The 18,956-nt window shown below is 35.1% G+C and carries 19 protein-coding genes and 2 pseudogenes; 12 read left to right on the top strand and 9 right to left on the bottom strand.

Annotated features, from left to right (window positions below):
* Positions 1-491: 491 nt before the first annotated feature.
* The gene (locus BN1067_RS17220; RefSeq protein WP_053220045.1) at positions 492-707 is read right to left on the bottom strand and encodes a DUF6366 family protein; all 216 of its coding nucleotides are present in this window, start codon (positions 705-707) and stop codon (positions 492-494) included.
* Positions 708-977: 270 nt separating this feature from the next.
* Between BN1067_RS17220 and BN1067_RS17215 the strand changes: the two genes are divergently transcribed.
* Both BN1067_RS17215 and BN1067_RS17210 read left to right on the top strand, forming a co-directional pair.
* Positions 978-1,484, top strand: a complete 507-nt coding sequence (locus tag BN1067_RS17215; RefSeq protein WP_053220044.1) for a GrpB family protein — start codon at positions 978-980, stop codon at positions 1,482-1,484.
* A gap of 146 nt (positions 1,485-1,630) precedes the next feature.
* The gene (locus BN1067_RS17210) at positions 1,631-2,104 is read left to right on the top strand and encodes a GNAT family N-acetyltransferase (RefSeq protein WP_199868555.1); all 474 of its coding nucleotides are present in this window, start codon (positions 1,631-1,633) and stop codon (positions 2,102-2,104) included.
* Positions 2,105-2,136: 32 nt separating this feature from the next.
* Here the strand turns inward: BN1067_RS17210 and BN1067_RS17205 are convergent, their stop codons facing one another.
* On the bottom strand, positions 2,137-2,742 hold the full coding sequence (locus BN1067_RS17205) for a cupin domain-containing protein (protein ID WP_053220042.1): 606 nt from the start codon (positions 2,740-2,742) through the stop codon (positions 2,137-2,139).
* Positions 2,743-2,970: 228 nt separating this feature from the next.
* Between BN1067_RS17205 and BN1067_RS17200 the strand changes: the two genes are divergently transcribed.
* The 8 genes from BN1067_RS17200 to BN1067_RS17165 all read left to right on the top strand — a co-directional run bounded on the left by BN1067_RS17200 (position 2,971) and on the right by BN1067_RS17165 (position 12,726).
* Positions 2,971-3,294, top strand: a complete 324-nt coding sequence (locus tag BN1067_RS17200) for a nucleoside triphosphate pyrophosphohydrolase (protein WP_053220041.1) — start codon at positions 2,971-2,973, stop codon at positions 3,292-3,294.
* A gap of 62 nt (positions 3,295-3,356) precedes the next feature.
* Entirely contained in the window at positions 3,357-3,887 is a 531-nt protein-coding gene (locus tag BN1067_RS17195; protein WP_234400724.1) for a restriction endonuclease, read from the top strand.
* Between the two features lie 236 nt (positions 3,888-4,123).
* Positions 4,124-5,317, top strand: coding sequence for a YaaC family protein (locus tag BN1067_RS17190; protein ID WP_053220040.1), 1,194 nt, complete (start codon positions 4,124-4,126; stop codon positions 5,315-5,317).
* A 498-nt stretch (positions 5,318-5,815) separates the two neighbouring features.
* Complete coding sequence (locus tag BN1067_RS17180; RefSeq protein WP_053220038.1) at positions 5,816-6,754, top strand: YaaC family protein; 939 nt, start codon at positions 5,816-5,818, stop codon at positions 6,752-6,754.
* 269 nt (positions 6,755-7,023) lie between these two features.
* Positions 7,024-7,359 (top strand): hypothetical protein, encoded by a 336-nt coding sequence (locus BN1067_RS19965; protein WP_199868554.1) that lies wholly within the window; start codon positions 7,024-7,026, stop codon positions 7,357-7,359.
* Entirely contained in the window at positions 7,356-7,676 is a 321-nt protein-coding gene (locus BN1067_RS19960) for a hypothetical protein (protein WP_199868553.1), read from the top strand. The genes BN1067_RS19965 and BN1067_RS19960 overlap by 4 nt, the downstream gene beginning before the upstream one ends.
* 609 nt (positions 7,677-8,285) lie before the next feature.
* Positions 8,286-10,838 carry a Spaf_1101 family AAA-like ATPase gene (locus BN1067_RS20310; protein ID WP_053220037.1) on the top strand — a complete coding sequence of 851 codons (2,553 nt, stop codon included), beginning with the start codon at positions 8,286-8,288 and terminating at the stop codon, positions 10,836-10,838.
* Between the two features lie 424 nt (positions 10,839-11,262).
* Positions 11,263-12,726 (top strand): protein adenylyltransferase SelO, encoded by a 1,464-nt coding sequence (locus tag BN1067_RS17165; protein ID WP_053217945.1) that lies wholly within the window; start codon positions 11,263-11,265, stop codon positions 12,724-12,726.
* On the opposite strand, the gene BN1067_RS20535 is transcribed toward BN1067_RS17165, so the two are convergent.
* Positions 12,674-12,982 carry an AbaSI family restriction endonuclease gene (locus BN1067_RS20535; RefSeq protein ID WP_053220036.1) on the bottom strand — a complete coding sequence of 103 codons (309 nt, stop codon included), beginning with the start codon at positions 12,980-12,982 and terminating at the stop codon, positions 12,674-12,676. The two genes, BN1067_RS17165 and BN1067_RS20535, sit on opposite strands and share 53 nt — an antisense overlap.
* Positions 12,983-13,263: 281 nt before the next feature.
* On the opposite strand from BN1067_RS20535, the gene BN1067_RS17155 reads away from it, so the two are divergent.
* Positions 13,264-14,172, top strand: a complete 909-nt coding sequence (locus BN1067_RS17155; protein ID WP_053220035.1) for a hypothetical protein — start codon at positions 13,264-13,266, stop codon at positions 14,170-14,172.
* Between the two features lie 36 nt (positions 14,173-14,208).
* On the opposite strand, the pseudogene BN1067_RS17150 reads toward BN1067_RS17155, so the two are convergent.
* A pseudogene (locus BN1067_RS17150) lies at positions 14,209-14,415 on the bottom strand (ATP-binding protein); the annotation flags it as partial.
* Positions 14,416-14,570: 155 nt separating this feature from the next.
* Complete coding sequence (locus BN1067_RS17145; protein ID WP_053217778.1) at positions 14,571-15,458, bottom strand: AbaSI family restriction endonuclease; 888 nt, start codon at positions 15,456-15,458, stop codon at positions 14,571-14,573.
* A gap of 281 nt (positions 15,459-15,739) precedes the next feature.
* Between BN1067_RS17145 and BN1067_RS17140 the strand changes: the two genes are divergently transcribed.
* Positions 15,740-16,648, top strand: coding sequence for a hypothetical protein (locus BN1067_RS17140; RefSeq protein ID WP_053220035.1), 909 nt, complete (start codon positions 15,740-15,742; stop codon positions 16,646-16,648).
* A gap of 36 nt (positions 16,649-16,684) precedes the next feature.
* Here BN1067_RS17140 and BN1067_RS17135 read toward each other — a convergent pair.
* From BN1067_RS17135 to BN1067_RS20305, 4 genes and pseudogenes are all read right to left on the bottom strand, one after another.
* Positions 16,685-16,900: pseudogene (locus BN1067_RS17135) on the bottom strand (ATP-binding protein); the annotation flags it as partial.
* Between the two features lie 163 nt (positions 16,901-17,063).
* Positions 17,064-17,264: a hypothetical protein gene (locus BN1067_RS17130; protein ID WP_053220033.1), complete on the bottom strand. Its 201-nt coding sequence runs from the start codon at positions 17,262-17,264 to the stop codon at positions 17,064-17,066.
* A complete protein-coding gene (gene istB, locus BN1067_RS17125; RefSeq protein ID WP_407701382.1) occupies positions 17,261-18,016 on the bottom strand; it encodes an IS21-like element helper ATPase IstB in 756 nt (251 codons plus the stop codon). Before istB ends, BN1067_RS17130 begins: the two co-directional genes overlap by 4 nt.
* Positions 18,013-18,951 carry a Mu transposase domain-containing protein gene (locus BN1067_RS20305; protein ID WP_234400723.1) on the bottom strand — a complete coding sequence of 313 codons (939 nt, stop codon included), beginning with the start codon at positions 18,949-18,951 and terminating at the stop codon, positions 18,013-18,015. The genes istB and BN1067_RS20305 overlap by 4 nt, the downstream gene beginning before the upstream one ends.
* Positions 18,952-18,956: the final 5 nt, after the last annotated feature.

Raw genomic sequence — 18,956 nt, 5'->3', positions numbered from 1 at the left:
GGCCTCGGTGAGATCCCGTAGAGCTTTAGCTCGAGGAAGCTCACCAGCCGCCCGCGGAAAGCGCAGGGTATTTCCGAAGCATGGATTAGCACTTATTAGTATTAAATTTATATCGTTGTTTATATTTTCCAAAGAGCCAGAGGGAGAACCCACATCCTGAATTCTCACTTTTTCTATCTAATGGTAAAAATACTTGTAATAATAACAAGGTCTGAGAAAAGTGCCTTAATCAAAAACTATTTTGCAAACCGTCTATATTTACTTTTACACCAATCGATTATTATCATTTGATCATATAAAAATGCTCACAGTTAGGAATATATTAAGGTTTTAGCGGTGGACAATTTGCAATCAGACAAGTAAAGGAGATTCTATCTTTATTTTAAGTGACTGCCAGTTGCAAGGCAACGGCTGGATTGAAAATAGTAGATGTGCAACTGATGTTCTTGAACAAGTTAGCGGAGCCCGTGCCGGCGTTTAAACAGGTCTTCTTACATAAAGAAAAGGGACACTACAACATAGCCTATTATTAATACAAGGATGAGAATGCCAAAACCTTTCCAGCTCAGGCTGCCTACTAGATCAGCGAGGTTTCCTGTATCGGACCTTTTAAATGCATCGTTCATATTCCCGGTTGGATTTCTTTTCAATTCTTCTTGTTTTAGACGTTCTCTTGTTTTTTCAGGAGTTTCTTTGTTTTCGCTCATATTAATCCCCCTATTTTCTTTATGTTAACATAATTTGTTAGTTTCTAGTGGGAAAGCATAGGATGATTCCATATAGAGCGCATTTTCCATTTATTGAGAAGCCTCAAAGGGAGGGGCACGGAGTTTTTGCAAAAAATGCTCTGAAAGTCTTGGAATCTGTGGTAATTCAAGTAAAATAGAGACATATCGAATGGAAACGGAGCGATACCAATGTGATTGTCTGTGGACTGACATGGAAACAAAATGGAATATACAGGAGGTAGCATTGGTATGGTGGAGTATGTTTATTTTGCTCCGGAATCTGTTTTTAGGGAAAAAGCCGAGAAAGTGTTTGCAAAACACCGAAAGCTTATCCTTAAACGGCTTCCTCAGTCGGAAGTTCATTATATTGGAAGTACAGCTGTGAAAGGTTCTCTTACTAAAGGGGATGTCGACTTGCAGGTACGAATCGACCAGCAGGATTTTCCCGAAGCGAAAAAAGTATTGCAAGAAATCTATGCCATTAATGAGGGAAGCTATCAGACTTCTTTCTTTTGTGCATTTGAAACAGAAGATCAATTGCCGATCGGCGTGCAGTTAACTGTAAATGGCTCGGAAGTTGATCATTTTTGGAAAACAACTCGTTTTTTACAGGAGAATCCTTCCTGCAATGAAGCATATAACCAATTGAAGAGACAGTTTAATGGAAAAGATATGGAAAATTATCGTGATGCGAAAGCGGAATTTTTGGCCGAGGTTTTAGCAAGCGAAGCATATCAAAACTTTTTACTAAGATAGTAACTTACACCAGGGTGGCAGTCAGCATTTGATTGCCGCCTTTTTTTATTGTAGGAGGAGCGGAAAAACCGCATAAATGAATCAGGAAGAAATGTTGGAAAACTGGCATGCATCAATCAGCCGAGAATTATGGAGGGGGAGAAAAGGTGAAATACCAAGCTCGATTACTTATGAAATCTGATTTACTGCGTTGCTCTGATCTGTACACGGAAGTTTTCAACAGCCCGCCTTGGAACGATGGTTGGGAGCAGCAAATTGCACAGGAGCGGTTGACTGATATTTTTCATCATCCCAAATTTGTAGGATTTGGAGCATTTTCTAAAGAAGGGAATTTGCTCGGATTCTTATTGGGTTATTCAGAGAAATGGGTAAAAGCGAACCATTTTTATCTCAATGAAATGTGTGTTGCGTCCGCTTATCAAGGCAGGGGAATCGGTTCCGGTCTGATTGACAAGTTGGCAAATTATTGTGACGACCATGCCATCAACAGTATTTTCCTTTTGACTGCCAGAGAAGGACTGGCAGAAGTATTTTATAAGAAGAATGGATTTGAAAATATTACAGGATTGGTGATGATGGCGAAGCGTTTGGAAGATAGACACAAACGAAAAAAGGTATAGATGCCATTACATGTCTATATCTTTTTTCATCATTAATAAAATGGATAATAAGGAAAAGATGAATAGTATCCTTGTTGGCCGTATGGCATGTTTGACTGATTATTTTGCTGACAGTTTTTATAGGGACCGATGTAGGTGGAAGGCTGGATAGGAGCAATCGTTTTTTCCCACTCACGCTGATCCAGACAATACGTATGGGCCATTACATTGGCAGGCGTGAACTTCAGCAGGTCAGAACCTAGAATCACTTCAGGTGTCGGAGCGTCAAAAATGGCCAGCAGATGGGTATTATCGACCGTCGCCATCTCATAATGCCACCAGCCCTGCGGCACGTTGGCCACCTGGCCCGGTGTGATTGGAAAGTTAAGTATTTCCTTTGTATAGGGATTCATAATCGAAACAGTCGCTGCGCCTGCAATGCAATACACGAGCTCTGCAGCATTTTGATGGTAATGCGGCTCGACGACATTCGTCCTGCTTAGGAAAATGTCGAGCAATGAAACGTTTTCCAATGTATTGAGCTGTTCAATGCCTAAAATGTTAATCAAATTTTGGTTGTCTTTTTTGAACAAATTGCTTTTGTTCACGTCAAACGTAAACTGAGCAGAAGGGGATGTGTAATCGACATCAGGGTTCATCCATTTCACCTCTTTAAAAAATTCAACAGCCTTCCTTCCATATGTTATGCAGAAGGGGAGTATGGGTGAATGTCCTGATACAAAAGTTGTAATGGTAGATGAAAATAAGGTATTAGAAATTAAATCCATAAATTTTCATTTTATAATGTTTTCTCTAATATTTTTTAGTAAAATAAACTTAATGTTGTCATAATTTAGCAATATTTATCGAAAGTGAGGAAGCTTCATTTGCCCACATACCATAAACTAGTCCGGGATTATATACCACAAATCATCGAACAAAACGGGAAAAGCTGTTCAACCAAAATATTATCTGAACAGGCGTACCTATCAGCTTTGAATAAGAAAGTGCTCGAAGAAGCGGAAGAATTGGTCACTGCTGAAACGAAGCAAGACATTATCGAGGAAGCCGCGGATATGCTGGAATTACTGCATTCGATAGCAGAAGTGTATGGGGCTTCCATAGAAGAAATAGAAAAAGAGAGGAAGCAGAAAAAGACGGAACGTGGCGGGTTTACGGAGCGGGTGTTTCTTGTAGAGGTGGATGATTAAAAAGAAAATAAGTTGTTGAAACTTAAAACAGCATAGAAGAAAAACAGCGAGGAGAAAAGAAAATGGGAATGAGTTTCGGAGAAAGTATAAAAATGGGGTTTGATTTATTTTGGACGATGGTCACTGCTGAGCCTAAGCTGACAATGCTTTTATTATTAATGATTATAGTACCTTCCTTATACGCAGTTATCATAAACACAATCAAAGAGATAAGACTAAGAAAATCCGGTATCCTGGAAATTGATAAAATGAATGGCAAGACTTTCGAGGAGTATTTGCACGCTTTATTAAAAACAAAAGGTTATCAGGTTAAATTAACGCCGGCTTCAGGTGATTATGGAGCAGATCTTGTACTAAATAACAAGACGAAGAAAATTGTCGTGCAAGCCAAGCGATACAAGAAAAATGTAGGAGTTAAGGCGGTACAGGAAATCGTTTCGGCAAAGACCTATTACCGAGCTGATGAATGTTGGGTTATTACCAATAGTTTTTTCACTGCAAACGCTAAAAAACTAGCTGCCTCGAACCAAGTGCGTTTGGTAGAAAGACCGGAGTTGATGAGCTGGATGTTAAAAGTGAATAAGTCGGCATGAATGGAACCGGTTGGGAAATCTCATATTGCGTAATAGACTTTATACTGCGCGTTAACTATAAATATCTTTAAAGCGTTGTCAAGAGTTAACGTAAAAGGTAATGGTTAAGGATAATAAATGCGGCAAGGAAGCTTCTATCTAGTTGAAAATGTAGTAACTAATAATCTTGGCAATAGTTAATGTAGAAATGTAGTTTGTTAAAAGGTATGAATGCAAATTTATAAAGGGGAAAAGAAATGGTTGCTAATCATTACAATAGAGTGATAAAGTCTCAAAGAAAAAATAGAGAACTAATCAATAAAAATAATGAAGATATAAGAGAAATAAAAAAGCAAATAAAACCTAAGAAACATCGACCTACAATGAAAATAAAAACTAAGGAAATAACTTTAAGAAAGACCGTAGTGGAACCTAGTTTCACAAATAAAACAGTTCTTACAGATTCTACTTGGCATTATGTTGAACTATTGTTACAAAGACAAAATACAAAAAAAGCAAAAGAAGCACTGAATTATTGGAACCAAGCTAGCAATTTCTTTAGAGCAACAGAGAATCTTGATATACTTTCTAAGCCACTGACATCCTACTATTGTTTTCTAAATACTACTAAAGCTCTTCTTACCGTAAAAGGAATTGGATTTGACACAAAACATGGTGTATCAGGTAAAAGAATAAACTCTAATATTAATATAATTAATGAATTAGTATCATTACAGCCAAAAGGGGTTCTTTCAGGACTTTGTAGTTACTTGAAGGAACCAATTAAAACATTTCACGTTCCAACAAGAAAGAAGCCTTTACCTGAAATCTATAATTTAAAAGATATACTATACAACCTTGAGTATATACACAGAGCATACAATTTAACATATTCTAACCAACCAGAATTATTTATCCCTATTGAGAATCCTAGATTTGTGTTTGACAAAGATCAGAAAAAAGGTTGGTTAGAGGTACAGTTAGAACCAGGTTATTCATCGCAACAAGAGTTTGCTAAAATAACAGGTTTTGGAATTGACCGTTTTTATGATAACACTGATTTTTACACACTCAGACTAAATAAAAAGTTTTATTGGAATGCCCCCAGAAATAGTCCTGATCAAAGTAGTTTAAAAGAGTTTAGTAAATATTATACTAATCATCGTAAAAGGTTTAGATATATTTATAGCCACTCCCAACTATGGTACATAAAAAGAAAAAATTTACAAAATGGACTGATTGATAGGAGTACACTTCCCCTTACATTTGCTGCTATGCATAGACTAAGTGAGATGTCTAGATATGATCCAGAGACATTAGAAAAGCACCTTCATAAGAACTATGGTTGGCTATTATCAGAGTTTATAACTAAGTCAATATACCAATTTGTAGACATGATTTCATCTGAAATAACAGGAGACGATTTTAGAGTAACTGGTTTTAGAACTTGATCATATTGGTCCGGAGCAGCCCAACGATTGAAAGATTACGGAGACGATTAAGTTTATTAGTTAATCGTCTCTTCTCCGTTTATGACTAAGTATTGTACTGCGCACATTTCATTGTTTATGGTGGAAATTCAGAACACATCCAATAGTAAGTATCTAGAAAAGTCGGGTTACAAGTGAAAAAACATTATATTTATAACTTAGAATCACATTAGATTGAAAATAAGTAGCTAGAAAACAAAATTATTAAAGAAAATAGTAGGAGGTAAGAAATGCCGTTTTCAGAAGATTTGCAAGAAAAAATATTAGAATATGTTTATGGACATTTACCTAGAGATGAGTGGTATGAAGATAAATTTTACACATTTATAGCGGATGAAACTTTGAGGAAAAGATTAATTGTTGAGTACGAAAATAGTCGTGTTATTTATAAAATTTTTGAGGGTCTTCAAGCTAAAGATGAGTTATTATTAGCACAAATAAAAACACAAGTTATTATGTTTGTTTCTATACAAGAAGNATTATTGGAACCAAGCTAGCAATTTCTTTAGAGCAACAGAGAATCTTGATATACTTTCTAAGCCACTGACATCCTACTATTGTTTTCTAAATACTACTAAAGCTCTTCTTACCGTAAAAGGAATTGGATTTGACACAAAACATGGTGTATCAGGTAAAAGAATAAACTCTAATATTAATATAATTAATGAATTAGTATCATTACAGCCAAAAGGGGTTCTTTCAGGACTTTGTAGTTACTTGAAGGAACCAATTAAAACATTTCACGTTCCAACAAGAAAGAAGCCTTTACCTGAAATCTATAATTTAAAAGATATACTATACAACCTTGAGTATATACACAGAGCATACAATTTAACATATTCTAACCAACCAGAATTATTTATCCCTATTGAGAATCCTAGATTTGTGTTTGACAAAGATCAGAAAAAAGGTTGGTTAGAGGTACAGTTAGAACCAGGTTATTCATCGCAACAAGAGTTTGCTAAAATAACAGGTTTTGGAATTGACCGTTTTTATGATAACACTGATTTTTACACACTCAGACTAAATAAAAAGTTTTATTGGAATGCCCCCAGAAATAGTCCTGATCAAAGTAGTTTAAAAGAGTTTAGTAAATATTATACTAATCATCGTAAAAGGTTTAGATATATTTATAGCCACTCCCAACTATGGTACATAAAAAGAAAAAATTTACAAAATGGACTGATTGATAGGAGTACACTTCCCCTTACATTTGCTGCTATGCATAGACTAAGTGAGATGTCTAGATATGATCCAGAGACATTAGAAAAGCACCTTCATAAGAACTATGGTTGGCTATTATCAGAGTTTATAACTAAGTCAATATACCAATTTGTAGACATGATTTCATCTGAAATAACAGGAGACGATTTTAGAGTAACTGGTTTTAGAACTTGATCATATTGGTCCGGAGCAGCCCAACGATTGAAAGATTACGGAGACGATTAAGTTTATTAGTTAATCGTCTCTTCTCCGTTTATGACTAAGTATTGTACTGCGCACATTTCATTGTTTATGGTGGAAATTCAGAACACATCCAATAGTAAGTATCTAGAAAAGTCGGGTTACAAGTGAAAAAACATTATATTTATAACTTAGAATCACATTAGATTGAAAATAAGTAGCTAGAAAACAAAATTATTAAAGAAAATAGTAGGAGGTAAGAAATGCCGTTTTCAGAAGATTTGCAAGAAAAAATATTAGAATATGTTTATGGACATTTACCTAGAGATGAGTGGTATGAAGATAAATTTTACACATTTATAGCGGATGAAACTTTGAGGAAAAGATTAATTGTTGAGTACGAAAATAGTCGTGTTATTTATAAAATTTTTGAGGGTCTTCAAGCTAAAGATGAGTTATTATTAGCACAAATAAAAACACAAGTTATTATGTTTGTTTCTATACAAGAAGCTGTTGTTAATTATGTTCTTTTCGATTTATTAGATGATAAAGACCTGTACAAGATCTCTTGTTTCAAGAAAGGACTACACAAATTATGATTCCACGTCATAAAAAAGAAAAGTTGGAAAGAGAATTAATTCATGATGGTAAAGAAATTTTAACTTTTTTCATAGAAAAAAAAGAAGTTGACAAAACAAAAATCAGGTATGATCAAAAAGTTGAGGCATGTTATCAATTAAACTTAATTGATTCTGAACTAAAGGGTGATCTTAAAAAACTATATAAATATCGAAACACTGTTCATCTGGAATCAGAATTGAGACAAAACCTTGATTATAATCTAGACATGGGAAACTTAGCTTACAGACGAGTCGAAGGTCTTAGTAAACAATCGACAGAGAGTCTAAAAAACTAATATAGACACATAACGGTGAATTATATATTACAAGTAGTTTATTAATAATTCTATTCTTCTATAATATAATTGCAACTCTAATGTTAAGTAAGATATAACAGCTTTTCAATTGCACTTCAGAATACTGACATCTACACAAATATTAAGAGGCGATTAAGTATAGCATAATTGCTTTTTTCTGCATTTGCTCTCCTAGATTTAATCAACTCGACTTTATAATTAGTCTAAGGGTTCCTATACAATGACAAAAAATACATTACAAGAATAAGATAGGGACTTATCTTGTTTGCCTTATATTAGACTTAAGAGCTCTTTAATCGTAACCAATTCTGCACCAATTAATGTTAAAGTGGATAAAGTATGTCTTAAAACATGGGAACTAATTTTCTTTTGCAAACCTGCCCTTTGAGCGAGTAATTCACCTGATGCGACATATAAATGCAAAGATAATTAACGATAGAAAATCTAAGCAACATAAAAGATAATGAAAGTTTTAATTCCTTGGTTTCTATATACACATTGTGCAACTAGTAAAATAGATGAAATATCTAGTATATAGAAGAATATGGTAGAATAATATGAAATAATTGTAAAAAGGGGATTTGTATATTGGCGCATAATCGGACGTTAAACACTGTTTACGAAACTGTTCAACATTCTAAAAAATCATATGGACACTTGTTAAAAACCGAATTTCATATACATACACCTGCCTCACATGATTATCAACTTATACCAGGCAAAAAATATAGAGACATGAAAGAAGCAGAAGTAATACAAGTTTCGTTAGATAGGGGACTATATAATAGTAATTTCATAAAAGAGTATGTTGGTGAAGACAATGAGGCAAAAAAAGAGAAGTTAGTTAAAAATATTAACGAGGAATATGGCTGTGATTTTTGTTGTTTTAAGGAAGTGGTAGCATATCAGTTAATTGCACATACTTTATACCAAAACGATGTAAAAGCTGCAATAATATCTGACCATAACACAATTAGTGGTTTTAAAAAATTGCGAGCTACAATTGTTGATTATTATAAATCCAGGTTAAAAGGGTATGATGATAGGAAGTGTATTTCATTGTTTCTTGGGGTGGAAATAAGTTGTTCGGACCATTACCATTTAGTTGCAATATTCGATGGTCATGAGTTTAATCGGGTGAAAGAATTTATAGAAAAATATATACATTCCGATGAAGAAGGAACCTACATTTCTTGTTTAGATATGGTAAAACGAGTAAGTGAACAAAATGGTATTCCTTACATTGCGCATATAAATTCCAGTGATTTTAAAGGGACAAATCTCTACCAGAAATCCCTTTTCGGATTAGAGGAACTTTTCATTTTAGGTCTTACAAACATAAGTAAGAAAGACACTATCATTGAAAAGATAAATGGGGTACAAGGGAAGCTATCTGAAAAATTTTGTTTTTTATATGAAGGTGATTCACATAATTTAGAACAATTGGGTAAAAAAAATACATGGATTAAATTCAATAAAGTAAACTTTAAATCTTTAAAAAAGGCACTTACAAACTATGAGTTTTGTGTTTACACTAATAAACCCTCCTTTAATGATAGGTTTATAAAGGGAATGTATATAGTTCCTGAGAAAAATGGGTTTCTATCATCTAAAGAAAAAGGAAATGCTCCTTTTGTAATTGATTTTTCAAGGGATTTAAACTGCCTAATTGGAGGCAGGGGGGTAGGAAAAAGCACTGTACTTAATATCTTGGAAACTGTATTTACTCTCCAGTACCATAATAAAAAGTATTTAAAGTTTATATCACAACATAAAGTTATTTTCATTATATTCTTTTATAAAAATAATGACTATATTTTAGAGTTTTTACCCCAAGTAGGGGAAAAATCGAGTTATATTAATGAAGAGTTTTTCTTGGAGAAAGCATTTGCCGATTCAGTGGAAACAAGTGAGGGGAATTATACATTAGCTCCACATTGGGTATCTTTATATAAAGTTCAATATCATGGAATTAAAAGAAACTATACATTAGTAGAAAATTCTACGAAAACAAGAATTTTAGATGAAGTTTATAAAAAAAGTTATTCTATAAATAGTATAATAGATCGCATAAATACTGGAGATATAAGTAATTTTATAAAAGAAGTCATACTAAATGGTGATAAATTTAGTGAGTCTAGTGAAATAATTAGTAATTTACAGCTGTTAAACAAAAATAATTACAGAAAATATTTAAGAGAAAATTTAAAAGATATTATAAGCAAAATTAATAAAAGAAGACTAACTGCTGATAGTGCCATTAATGATTTTAATGTTGCAAATGAAAATTTAATTAATATTGCCTATTCATCTAAAGTAGAAGAGCCTTCAATATTCATTGATGATTTAGAAATCCACTTTGATGAGAGGTTTGAATTAAAAAAAGATAAGAATGTACTTAATACTTATCTAACTTGGGACGACGTAGAAAATTTCTTGCACACTGTTATAAAAGATATGGGATACTTGAGATTCTTGGAGTTATTGTTAAACAAAAAATATAGAATTATTGAACAGAAGTTTTCTTTAAGTGATTTTATATCTAATACAGATAGTGGCGAGTATGATTATATTGATTCTAAGAATATTAGTAAAATCTACAATAAAATAGAAGGACGTATATTTAGAGATATTGATAATGTAACTAGAAGTATTAACTATTTATTACAGGTAGTAGATGAATTCTCCATATATTTTAATGTTAATTCGAAAGAATCAGTCCTAAATGAAAGAGTGTTAATGAAGAATATAGAGGACCTATCATTAGGACAGAAAGTCGTAGCTATCTTAACTTTTCTATTCAACTATGGAGAATATAGTAATGATAGTACTCCTTTGGTAATTGATCAGCCTGAGGATAATCTAGATAACTTGTATATATATCAAAACCTTGTAAGAAGTTTAAGACGCATAAAAAATAAAAGACAAGTTATTATTTCAACTCATTCAGCAACTATAGTTACTAATGCTGATGCTGAGCAGGTACTTATATTAGAGTCTGACAACAAACGCGGATGGCTAGTTAAAAAGGGTTATCCAGATGATAAAGTTGTATTAAATCATATAGTTGCAATACTAGAAGGTGGTCAAGACTCTTTTATTCATAAAAGAGAGACATATAAAACTGTCTTAAATCTTTAATTTCAGTATTATATAAAATAGATATTAGAGAAGTCAATTGTCTATAATAATGTTTTAATAGTATGTTTATAAAATAATTTGAAGAAGAGCAAAAAATAAGTCATTTAATGCACAGTACAACCATACTATGCATTTAACTTGCTCTTCAAAAATAAGTTGTTTTCTTATGTATTATAGATACTTCATTAAAGCTTGCTATAACAAAGGGTGTGAACTTTTGATTACACTAAATTATTATGGGCTAACCGATAACTAGCTGAAAAAATGTCTGATTAGAAAATTGGTTTGTTTTAAACGGGATTAAATAAGCATAGGCGTCCAACCTTTCATTTCATCTCATCTCACAAAAATCCATGCATATGATTTTCCCATCTTTGGAGAAAGATATAGGATAGTATTAAGACAAACCAATCAAGGAGATATCATGACACATAACAACATGGGATGGAACTTTGACAACAGCTATGTACGTTTGCCGGAACGTTTTTTTGAAAATGCGGAGCCGACGAAAGTGTCCTCCCCCAAAACAGTCCTATTCAATAAGCAACTGGCAGAGGATTTAGGATTACATGCAAACGAACTGCAAACGGCAGAAGGCACCGCGATACTTGCTGGGAACACACTCCCGGAAGGGGCACAGCCAATTGCTCAGGCATATGCAGGTCACCAGTTCGGTAATTTCACCATGCTTGGTGATGGCCGGGCAGTCATGCTTGGTGAGCAAATTACACCAGATGGGGAAAGGAAGGATATCCAACTCAAAGGATCTGGGCGTACTCCTTTTTCCCGTGGCGGTGATGGGCGGGCAACGCTTGGTCCGATGCTTCGTGAGTACATCATCAGTGAAGCGATGCATGCACTCAGGATTCCGACCAATCGCAGCTTGGCGGTAGTGACAACTGGAGATTCTGTGAGACGTGAAGTAGAGCTTCCTGGCGCTGTTCTTACACGTGTGGCAGACAGTCACTTGCGAATTGGGACATTTGAATATGCGGCCCGCTGGGGAAGCGAAGAAGAGCTCCGCGAATTGGCGGATTATGCGATCAACCGTCATTATCCGGATATCGAAGACAATCCTGACCGATACCTGACCTTTTTCCGGGAAGTAGTCAAGCGGCAGGCAGAATTGATTGCTGAATGGCAGCTTGTCGGCTTTATACATGGCGTGATGAATACGGATAACATGACGGTCAGTGGTGAAACAATCGATTATGGTCCATGTGCGTTTATGGATGTGTATGATCCGGCGACTGTCTTTAGTTCGATTGATGTACAAGGACGTTATGCGTATCAAAACCAGCCGGGAATCGGCCAATGGAACCTGGCTCGCTTTGCGGAGGCTCTGTTACCGCTACTTCATGAAAGGCAAGAGCACGCGATTGACCAGGCAAAAGAAATTCTGGGTGAGTACAAGGATTTCTATGATGACTATTGGCTTGCGGGAATGAGGAAAAAACTTGGGCTCCATAATAGGGAGGAGCAGGATAGTGTGCTGATTCAAGATTTGCTCGACATCATGGAAGAAAGCGATGCTGATTTTACCAATACTTTCCGCGCTCTGACATTAAGTGAACCGGAGAAGACCCCAATGCATGGTGAGGAAGCATTTACGGACTGGTTTCAACGCTGGCAGGAAAGGCTGTCCAGGCAGGAAAAATCAAGGGACGAAGTTTTTCAATTGATGAAGCGGTCAAATCCTAACGTGATTCCACGCAACCATCGTGTAGAGGAAGCGCTGGAAGCTGCAGTCCAAAACGGAGATTTCAGCGTGACCGAGCGGCTGATCGAAGTGCTTTCCGCTCCATATGCTTATACGAAAGATCAGGAGCCTTATATCAAATTGCCGGAGCCAACCAATCGACCATATCAGACGTATTGTGGGACGTGAATAGATAATCTTGTAGAGGTNCTTCTTTTTGATTTTCTTGATGGTATGCTTCATCCACTTCCACCCCTATGTGTAATTGAGGGAAATATAGATCCATCAAAGCATATGTGCCATTTTGTCGTTTTACATATTGCTGACTAACAGGTTTAAGATTCATGTTGTCCAACTTATGCCAGATAGCAGTTAAAATATAATTCTCGTAATCTTTCCTCTTGGTTCGTGAAAAGGTCTTTACTAAGTAGTCTCGTTTATTCATCTCTTCACACCTTTTTAAAAATTGCTATTTATGATGCGGTTCAGCGTGGTGATTTAAGAGGCAAAAATAGGCATTGGATCCACTTTCCAATGCCTATTTTATAATGATGGTCGGGGGTTAATTACCTAAAAACTCTTGGTGTTAAGTAATTATAAAAACTTTTTCCACCTCTTTGTAGCTATAAAACGTATCAAACCTAGTATCAGAGTATTAAACATTTTTTTATTCATGGTACAATAACCATATATTACTAGGTGTTATTAAAAATAAGGAGGTATTTTATGAAAAAAAACACTGAGATTATTGATGTAACTCCGACATCAGAAGTAGCAAGTTCAGTAGACTCATTTTCCAATGGATTAACTAAATATTTAGAGCAGCTTAATTTACCATCGGAAAATGTGTTAGTAAATCCCGATGAAAGAATGGATGTAATAGAAAACTTACCTAGAGTTGTTTCGAGGCTAACACCGGAAAGAAAAAGAGATTCCATGTATATCTCAAAATTTGTAGCAGCTTGCGGGGCTGGACTATTTGATGCAGCGCTAAACTTTCTTTGGAATGAAACTGTTATAAATCTAAGGAATAAGGTTATTAGGTTTGATATGGACTATTTTCTTAATAGTATCATAACAGATACTAAGCGAAGACAAAGTTTTAAAACTGAAGATGATCTAAAAAAATTGGACGAATGGGAACTTATTAAAGGCTGTAAGGATACTGGAATCATTACGGAAATAGGATATAAGCATCTTGATTACATAAGAGATATGAGAAATCATGCAAGTGCTGCACATCCTAACCATAACGATTTAGATGGGTTTCAGTTAACTAGTTGGCTACAAACCTGCATTAAGGAAGTATTAGGAAAAGAACCAGAAGGCCCTGTTTTAGAGGTAAAAAGACTTCTTAATAACCTTAGATCAAATGAACTATCAAATGACGATATCCCACCTATCAAATCAAACATTGAAATATTACCTACAGACTTAGTAGATTCTACTATAAGAGCTGTGTTTGGTATGTATGCCGATCCTAACCTTGATGAAAAAATTAGAAATAATTTAAAGCTAGTAGCCCCTTCACTCTGGGATAATTGTTCTAATGATTCCAAAAACAACTTAGGTCTCAAATACGCTGTATTTTCGGCAAATGCAGATGTTGATAGAAAAGTGTCAACAACGGTTTAAAATTCCTTGTTTTCAACGGAATCAAATTCCCTATTATCAGCGGACTTTGGCTGGCTGAATGCCAGCCTTTTTCTTTTCCCTCAGACGATAAGAGTCTCCTTTAATATTAAAGGTTGTGGAATGGTGGATTAAACGATCCAGTATCGCCGTTGCTAAAACTTCATCTCCAAAGATCTTGCCCCATTCAACGTACGATTTATTTGAAGTGATAATCATCGCTCCATGTTCGTATCTTCTGGATATGATTTGGAAAAGNAAACACAATTCTAAAGAATATGATAAAAAGTGAAGGAAAGCCAGAATCTCTCACTAATTTTTTGGGGCATGCGCCCTCCCTATAAGAGCCCCTTTTGAGTGAACTATTTCAGCTTTGGAATTTATAAGCCTATGTTCATTGGTTAACTAACAATTTTCACTTTATCATTGACTCGTAAGTATCTGATAAACATCTCATTATCGGGAGATATGCCTGAGACTTTGAAGATTCCAACAAACCTATACCTATTAAATCCAAGATTGTCTTTGTATTTTGCAAATACTGCCCTTTCACGGCCAGATTCAACTTCTTCCATATAGCTTCCGCTTCTTTCTTTGGCAATTCCCCCATCTTGGTGGGATTCATCAATGTATGACCAATCTTCTGCTAATATATTTAGCCAACCTCCAGCTACTGATTTAGTATTCCCATTTTCTATAATTGAGAGTTTTGGACACCACAACCACAGTTTATCTTTCACCCTGAAATAACTCCTTTGGTACCTTTTGGCATTTTTCCCGAATACAGTATTGGCTATAATATCCTTTATATCCATAAATGATATATCATCGTAAATGGTTAGAAATTCTTGTTGTTTCAACTGCTTTAATTCTTCTTCATATGTTTTCCACTTCAAAATAGTTTTTGAAGCCTTATCTTGGATAACTGATACAATCTCATTGATGCTATCATTTATCTCTTCTAGTGACTTAGTGGCATCAATTCTAAACCATTGAAAATCATGAATAGAATCTTCATTAACAGCAGAAATAATATCATCCATACGAAGTTTATCTTCTTTTTGATTTTCTTGATGGTATGCTTCATCCACTTCCACCCCTATGTGTAATTGAGGGAAATATAGATCCATCAAAGCATATGTGCCATTTTGTCGTTTTACATATTGCTGACTAACAGGTTTAAGATTCATGTTGTCCAACTTATGCCAGATAGCAGTTAAAATATAATTCTCGTAATCTTTCCTCTTGGTTCGTGAAAAGGTCTTTACTAAGTAGTCTCGTTTATTCATCTCTTCACACCTTTTTAAAAATTGCTATTTATGATGCGGTTCAGCGTGGTGATTTAAGAGGCAAAAATAGGCATTGGATCCACTTTCCAATGCCTATTTTATAATGATGGTCGGGGGTTAATTACCTAAAAACTCTTGGTGTTAAGTAATTATAAAAACTTTTTCCACCTCTTTGTAGCTATAAAACGTATCAAACCTAGTATCAGAGTATTAAACATTTTTTTATTCATGGTACAATAACCATATATTACTAGGTGTTATTAAAAATAAGGAGGTATTTTATGAAAAAAAACACTGAGATTATTGATGTAACTCCGACATCAGAAGTAGCAAGTTCAGTAGACTCATTTTCCAATGGATTAACTAAATATTTAGAGCAGCTTAATTTACCATCGGAAAATGTGTTAGTAAATCCCGATGAAAGAATGGATGTAATAGAAAACTTACCTAGAGTTGTTTCGAGGCTAACACCGGAAAGAAAAAGAGATTCCATGTATATCTCAAAATTTGTAGCAGCTTGCGGGGCTGGACTATTTGATGCAGCGCTAAACTTTCTTTGGAATGAAACTGTTATAAATCTAAGGAATAAGGTTATTAGGTTTGATATGGACTATTTTCTTAATAGTATCATAACAGATACTAAGCGAAGACAAAGTTTTAAAACTGAAGATGATCTAAAAAAATTGGACGAATGGGAACTTATTAAAGGCTGTAAGGATACTGGAATCATTACGGAAATAGGATATAAGCATCTTGATTACATAAGAGATATGAGAAATCATGCAAGTGCTGCACATCCTAACCATAACGATTTAGATGGGTTTCAGTTAACTAGTTGGCTACAAACCTGCATTAAGGAAGTATTAGGAAAAGAACCAGAAGGCCCTGTTTTAGAGGTAAAAAGACTTCTTAATAACCTTAGATCAAATGAACTATCAAATGACGATATCCCACCTATCAAATCAAACATTGAAATATTACCTACAGACTTAGTAGATTCTACTATAAGAGCTGTGTTTGGTATGTATGCCGATCCTAACCTTGATGAAAAAATTAGAAATAATTTAAAGCTAGTAGCCCCTTCACTCTGGGATAATTGTTCTAATGATTCCAAAAACAACTTAGGTCTCAAATACGCTGTATTTTCGGCAAATGCAGATGTTGATAGAAAAGTGTCAACAACGGTTTAAAATTCCTTGTTTTCAACGGAATCAAATTCCCTATTATCAGCGGACTTTGGCTGGCTGAATGCCAGCCTTTTTCTTTTCCCTCAGACGATAAGAGTCTCCTTTAATATTAAAGGTTGTGGAATGGTGGATTAAACGATCCAGTATCGCCGTTGCTAAAACTTCATCTCCAAAGATCTTGCCCCATTCAACGTACGATTTATTTGAAGTGATAATCATCGCTCCATGTTCGTATCTTCTGGATATGATTTGGAAAAGTGAGTATTGCGGAGAGATTGAGCCATTAGTGTGGAGATTTGAGCCACTGTTTGCGGTCAACTGAGCCATTAAGTGCGGGGGTGAGAGCCACTTTGATGAAAGTAGTTAATAATATAAACAACCACTGGAACTTCACTGGCTCCAATGGTTGTTTATATTATTATTTAAATCTCTTATCTCTTAATTCCTTATCAATAATCTCAATAGCCCAGCGAACTAGTTCCTCCTCATCTATATCCTCTTCGTCGTTCCAAATGCAGGAGGGTAATAGTTTTTCCTCTAGAGCCTGCTGAACCTCATCAGGTAAATACCTATGAAGAAAATATCTAGCTATACGATTTTCAACTTCTAGTGGAATCATTTTGATACCCTCAATCCATGACGTTCCCGCATCGAAACTTCACCATCAACTAGAATCTTATATGAATCATGGACGATTCTGTCAAGAATCGCATCTGCTATTTGTGCCTGTCCTAGTTTTGAATGCCATCCCTCTGGTGAAAACTGGGAACAGAAAATAGTAGAGGCTCTTTTGAGCCTTGCTTCAATAATCTCCAACACATGTAGTACATTCTCCTCTGAGAGCTCTGTTAGTAGCCACTCATCCAGGATTAATAAATCAATCTTTTTGTACTTCTGAATTAACTTACGGAAGCTGCCATCTGCTTCATACTTTGCTACAGCTAATTCATCCAGTAACTCTGGTAACCTTATATATTTCACTTTATAAAATTGGCGACAAGCATGTACCCCAAAGGCATTGGATATCCATGTTTTTCCGTTCCCGGATGCACCCATTAAAATGAGGTTATGGTGATTCTGAATGTAATTTCCTGTTGCTAACTCTAGTATTTGATTCTTGTCTAGATTACGATCCGGATGATATTCGATATCTTCTATGGCTGCAGTTGGTTCACTGAGTGTCGCCTGTTTAATTAGTCGTTCAAGTCGATTCGATTTACGTCTATCATATTCATAATCTACCAGGAGGTTGAATCTATCATCAAAATCCATGTCCCTATAATCATTATTCTGCTTTTGCTGCTGATATAATTCCGCCATTGCACCCATCTTCATTTCTATTAATTTACGTAAAGTTTCTTGATTCATTATTTAGTATCCCTCCCAAAGTATTTTGCACCACGGACAAATCCATAGTCATCTGATGTAGTGCGAGGCCTACTATTATCCGCTTTCTTATTTTGTTTTCTCTTCTTATTTCTTTCTAGGACACTTTTAAAAACAGAAACCGTTGGGTTTGTTGAAATTTCAAGTAAGGTTTCTGCTGCTTTTTCTATTTCTTCATTTGTGTATTTTTTAGCTGTATTCCTCAGTGTGCTGAGGCTATTTAATGCTTTTTTCTCCACATTTATCTCCAAGATAGAAGAGACAAATTTAGTCATTGATGGTCCAATTGTTTCTGCCCACTTACGGTTATTTTCAGGATTGTGGTCTAAATATAACCGGTGATTATCCGGCATATGGTCAGAGTTGGTAGATAACTGGCCAATATCACCATACAATCGCTTATGGGATGCAATTCGTACTTCTTTGAAGTAAACTTCAATTAAATCCTTGGTTAGTCGTATATCGACGTTCTCTCGGACATAATCATATGGAACGGAGTAATACATTCGTTCAACTTGGATGTGGTAGTTCAGTTGAACTTTAGCTGTTCTCCATTCCGCCAGTTTATACCTTGTTTGAGGAAGCTGTTGAAGGTAGGATTTCTCTTCTTCCTCAAACACCTTTTTACGCGAACTTGGTCGCTTTTGAAATTCAATGGTGTTGATTTCTTCTAGCTTTTCAAAGATTTTCTGATTTAGATCTTCCAGATGAAAACAATGATAGTTTCTTAGTGGAGCGATAATCTGCCTGGAAATATATCCAACAGTGCCTTCGACACTCGCTTTATCTTTTGGCCTTCTAACACGACTAGGAACAATGACAGTGCGATAATAATCTGCCAGTTCACGATAAGCTTCATTTAGAAGAGGTTCTTGACGATGTGCTTTTGTAACCCCTGTTTTTAAATTATCGGGAACCATTGTTT

Source organism: Virgibacillus senegalensis (assembly GCF_000821245.2).
Taxonomy (GTDB): domain Bacteria; phylum Bacillota; class Bacilli; order Bacillales; family Amphibacillaceae; genus Sediminibacillus; species Sediminibacillus senegalensis.
The sequence above is the reverse complement of the archived record's forward strand: the minus strand, read 5'-3'. Positions and strand labels throughout refer to the sequence as shown.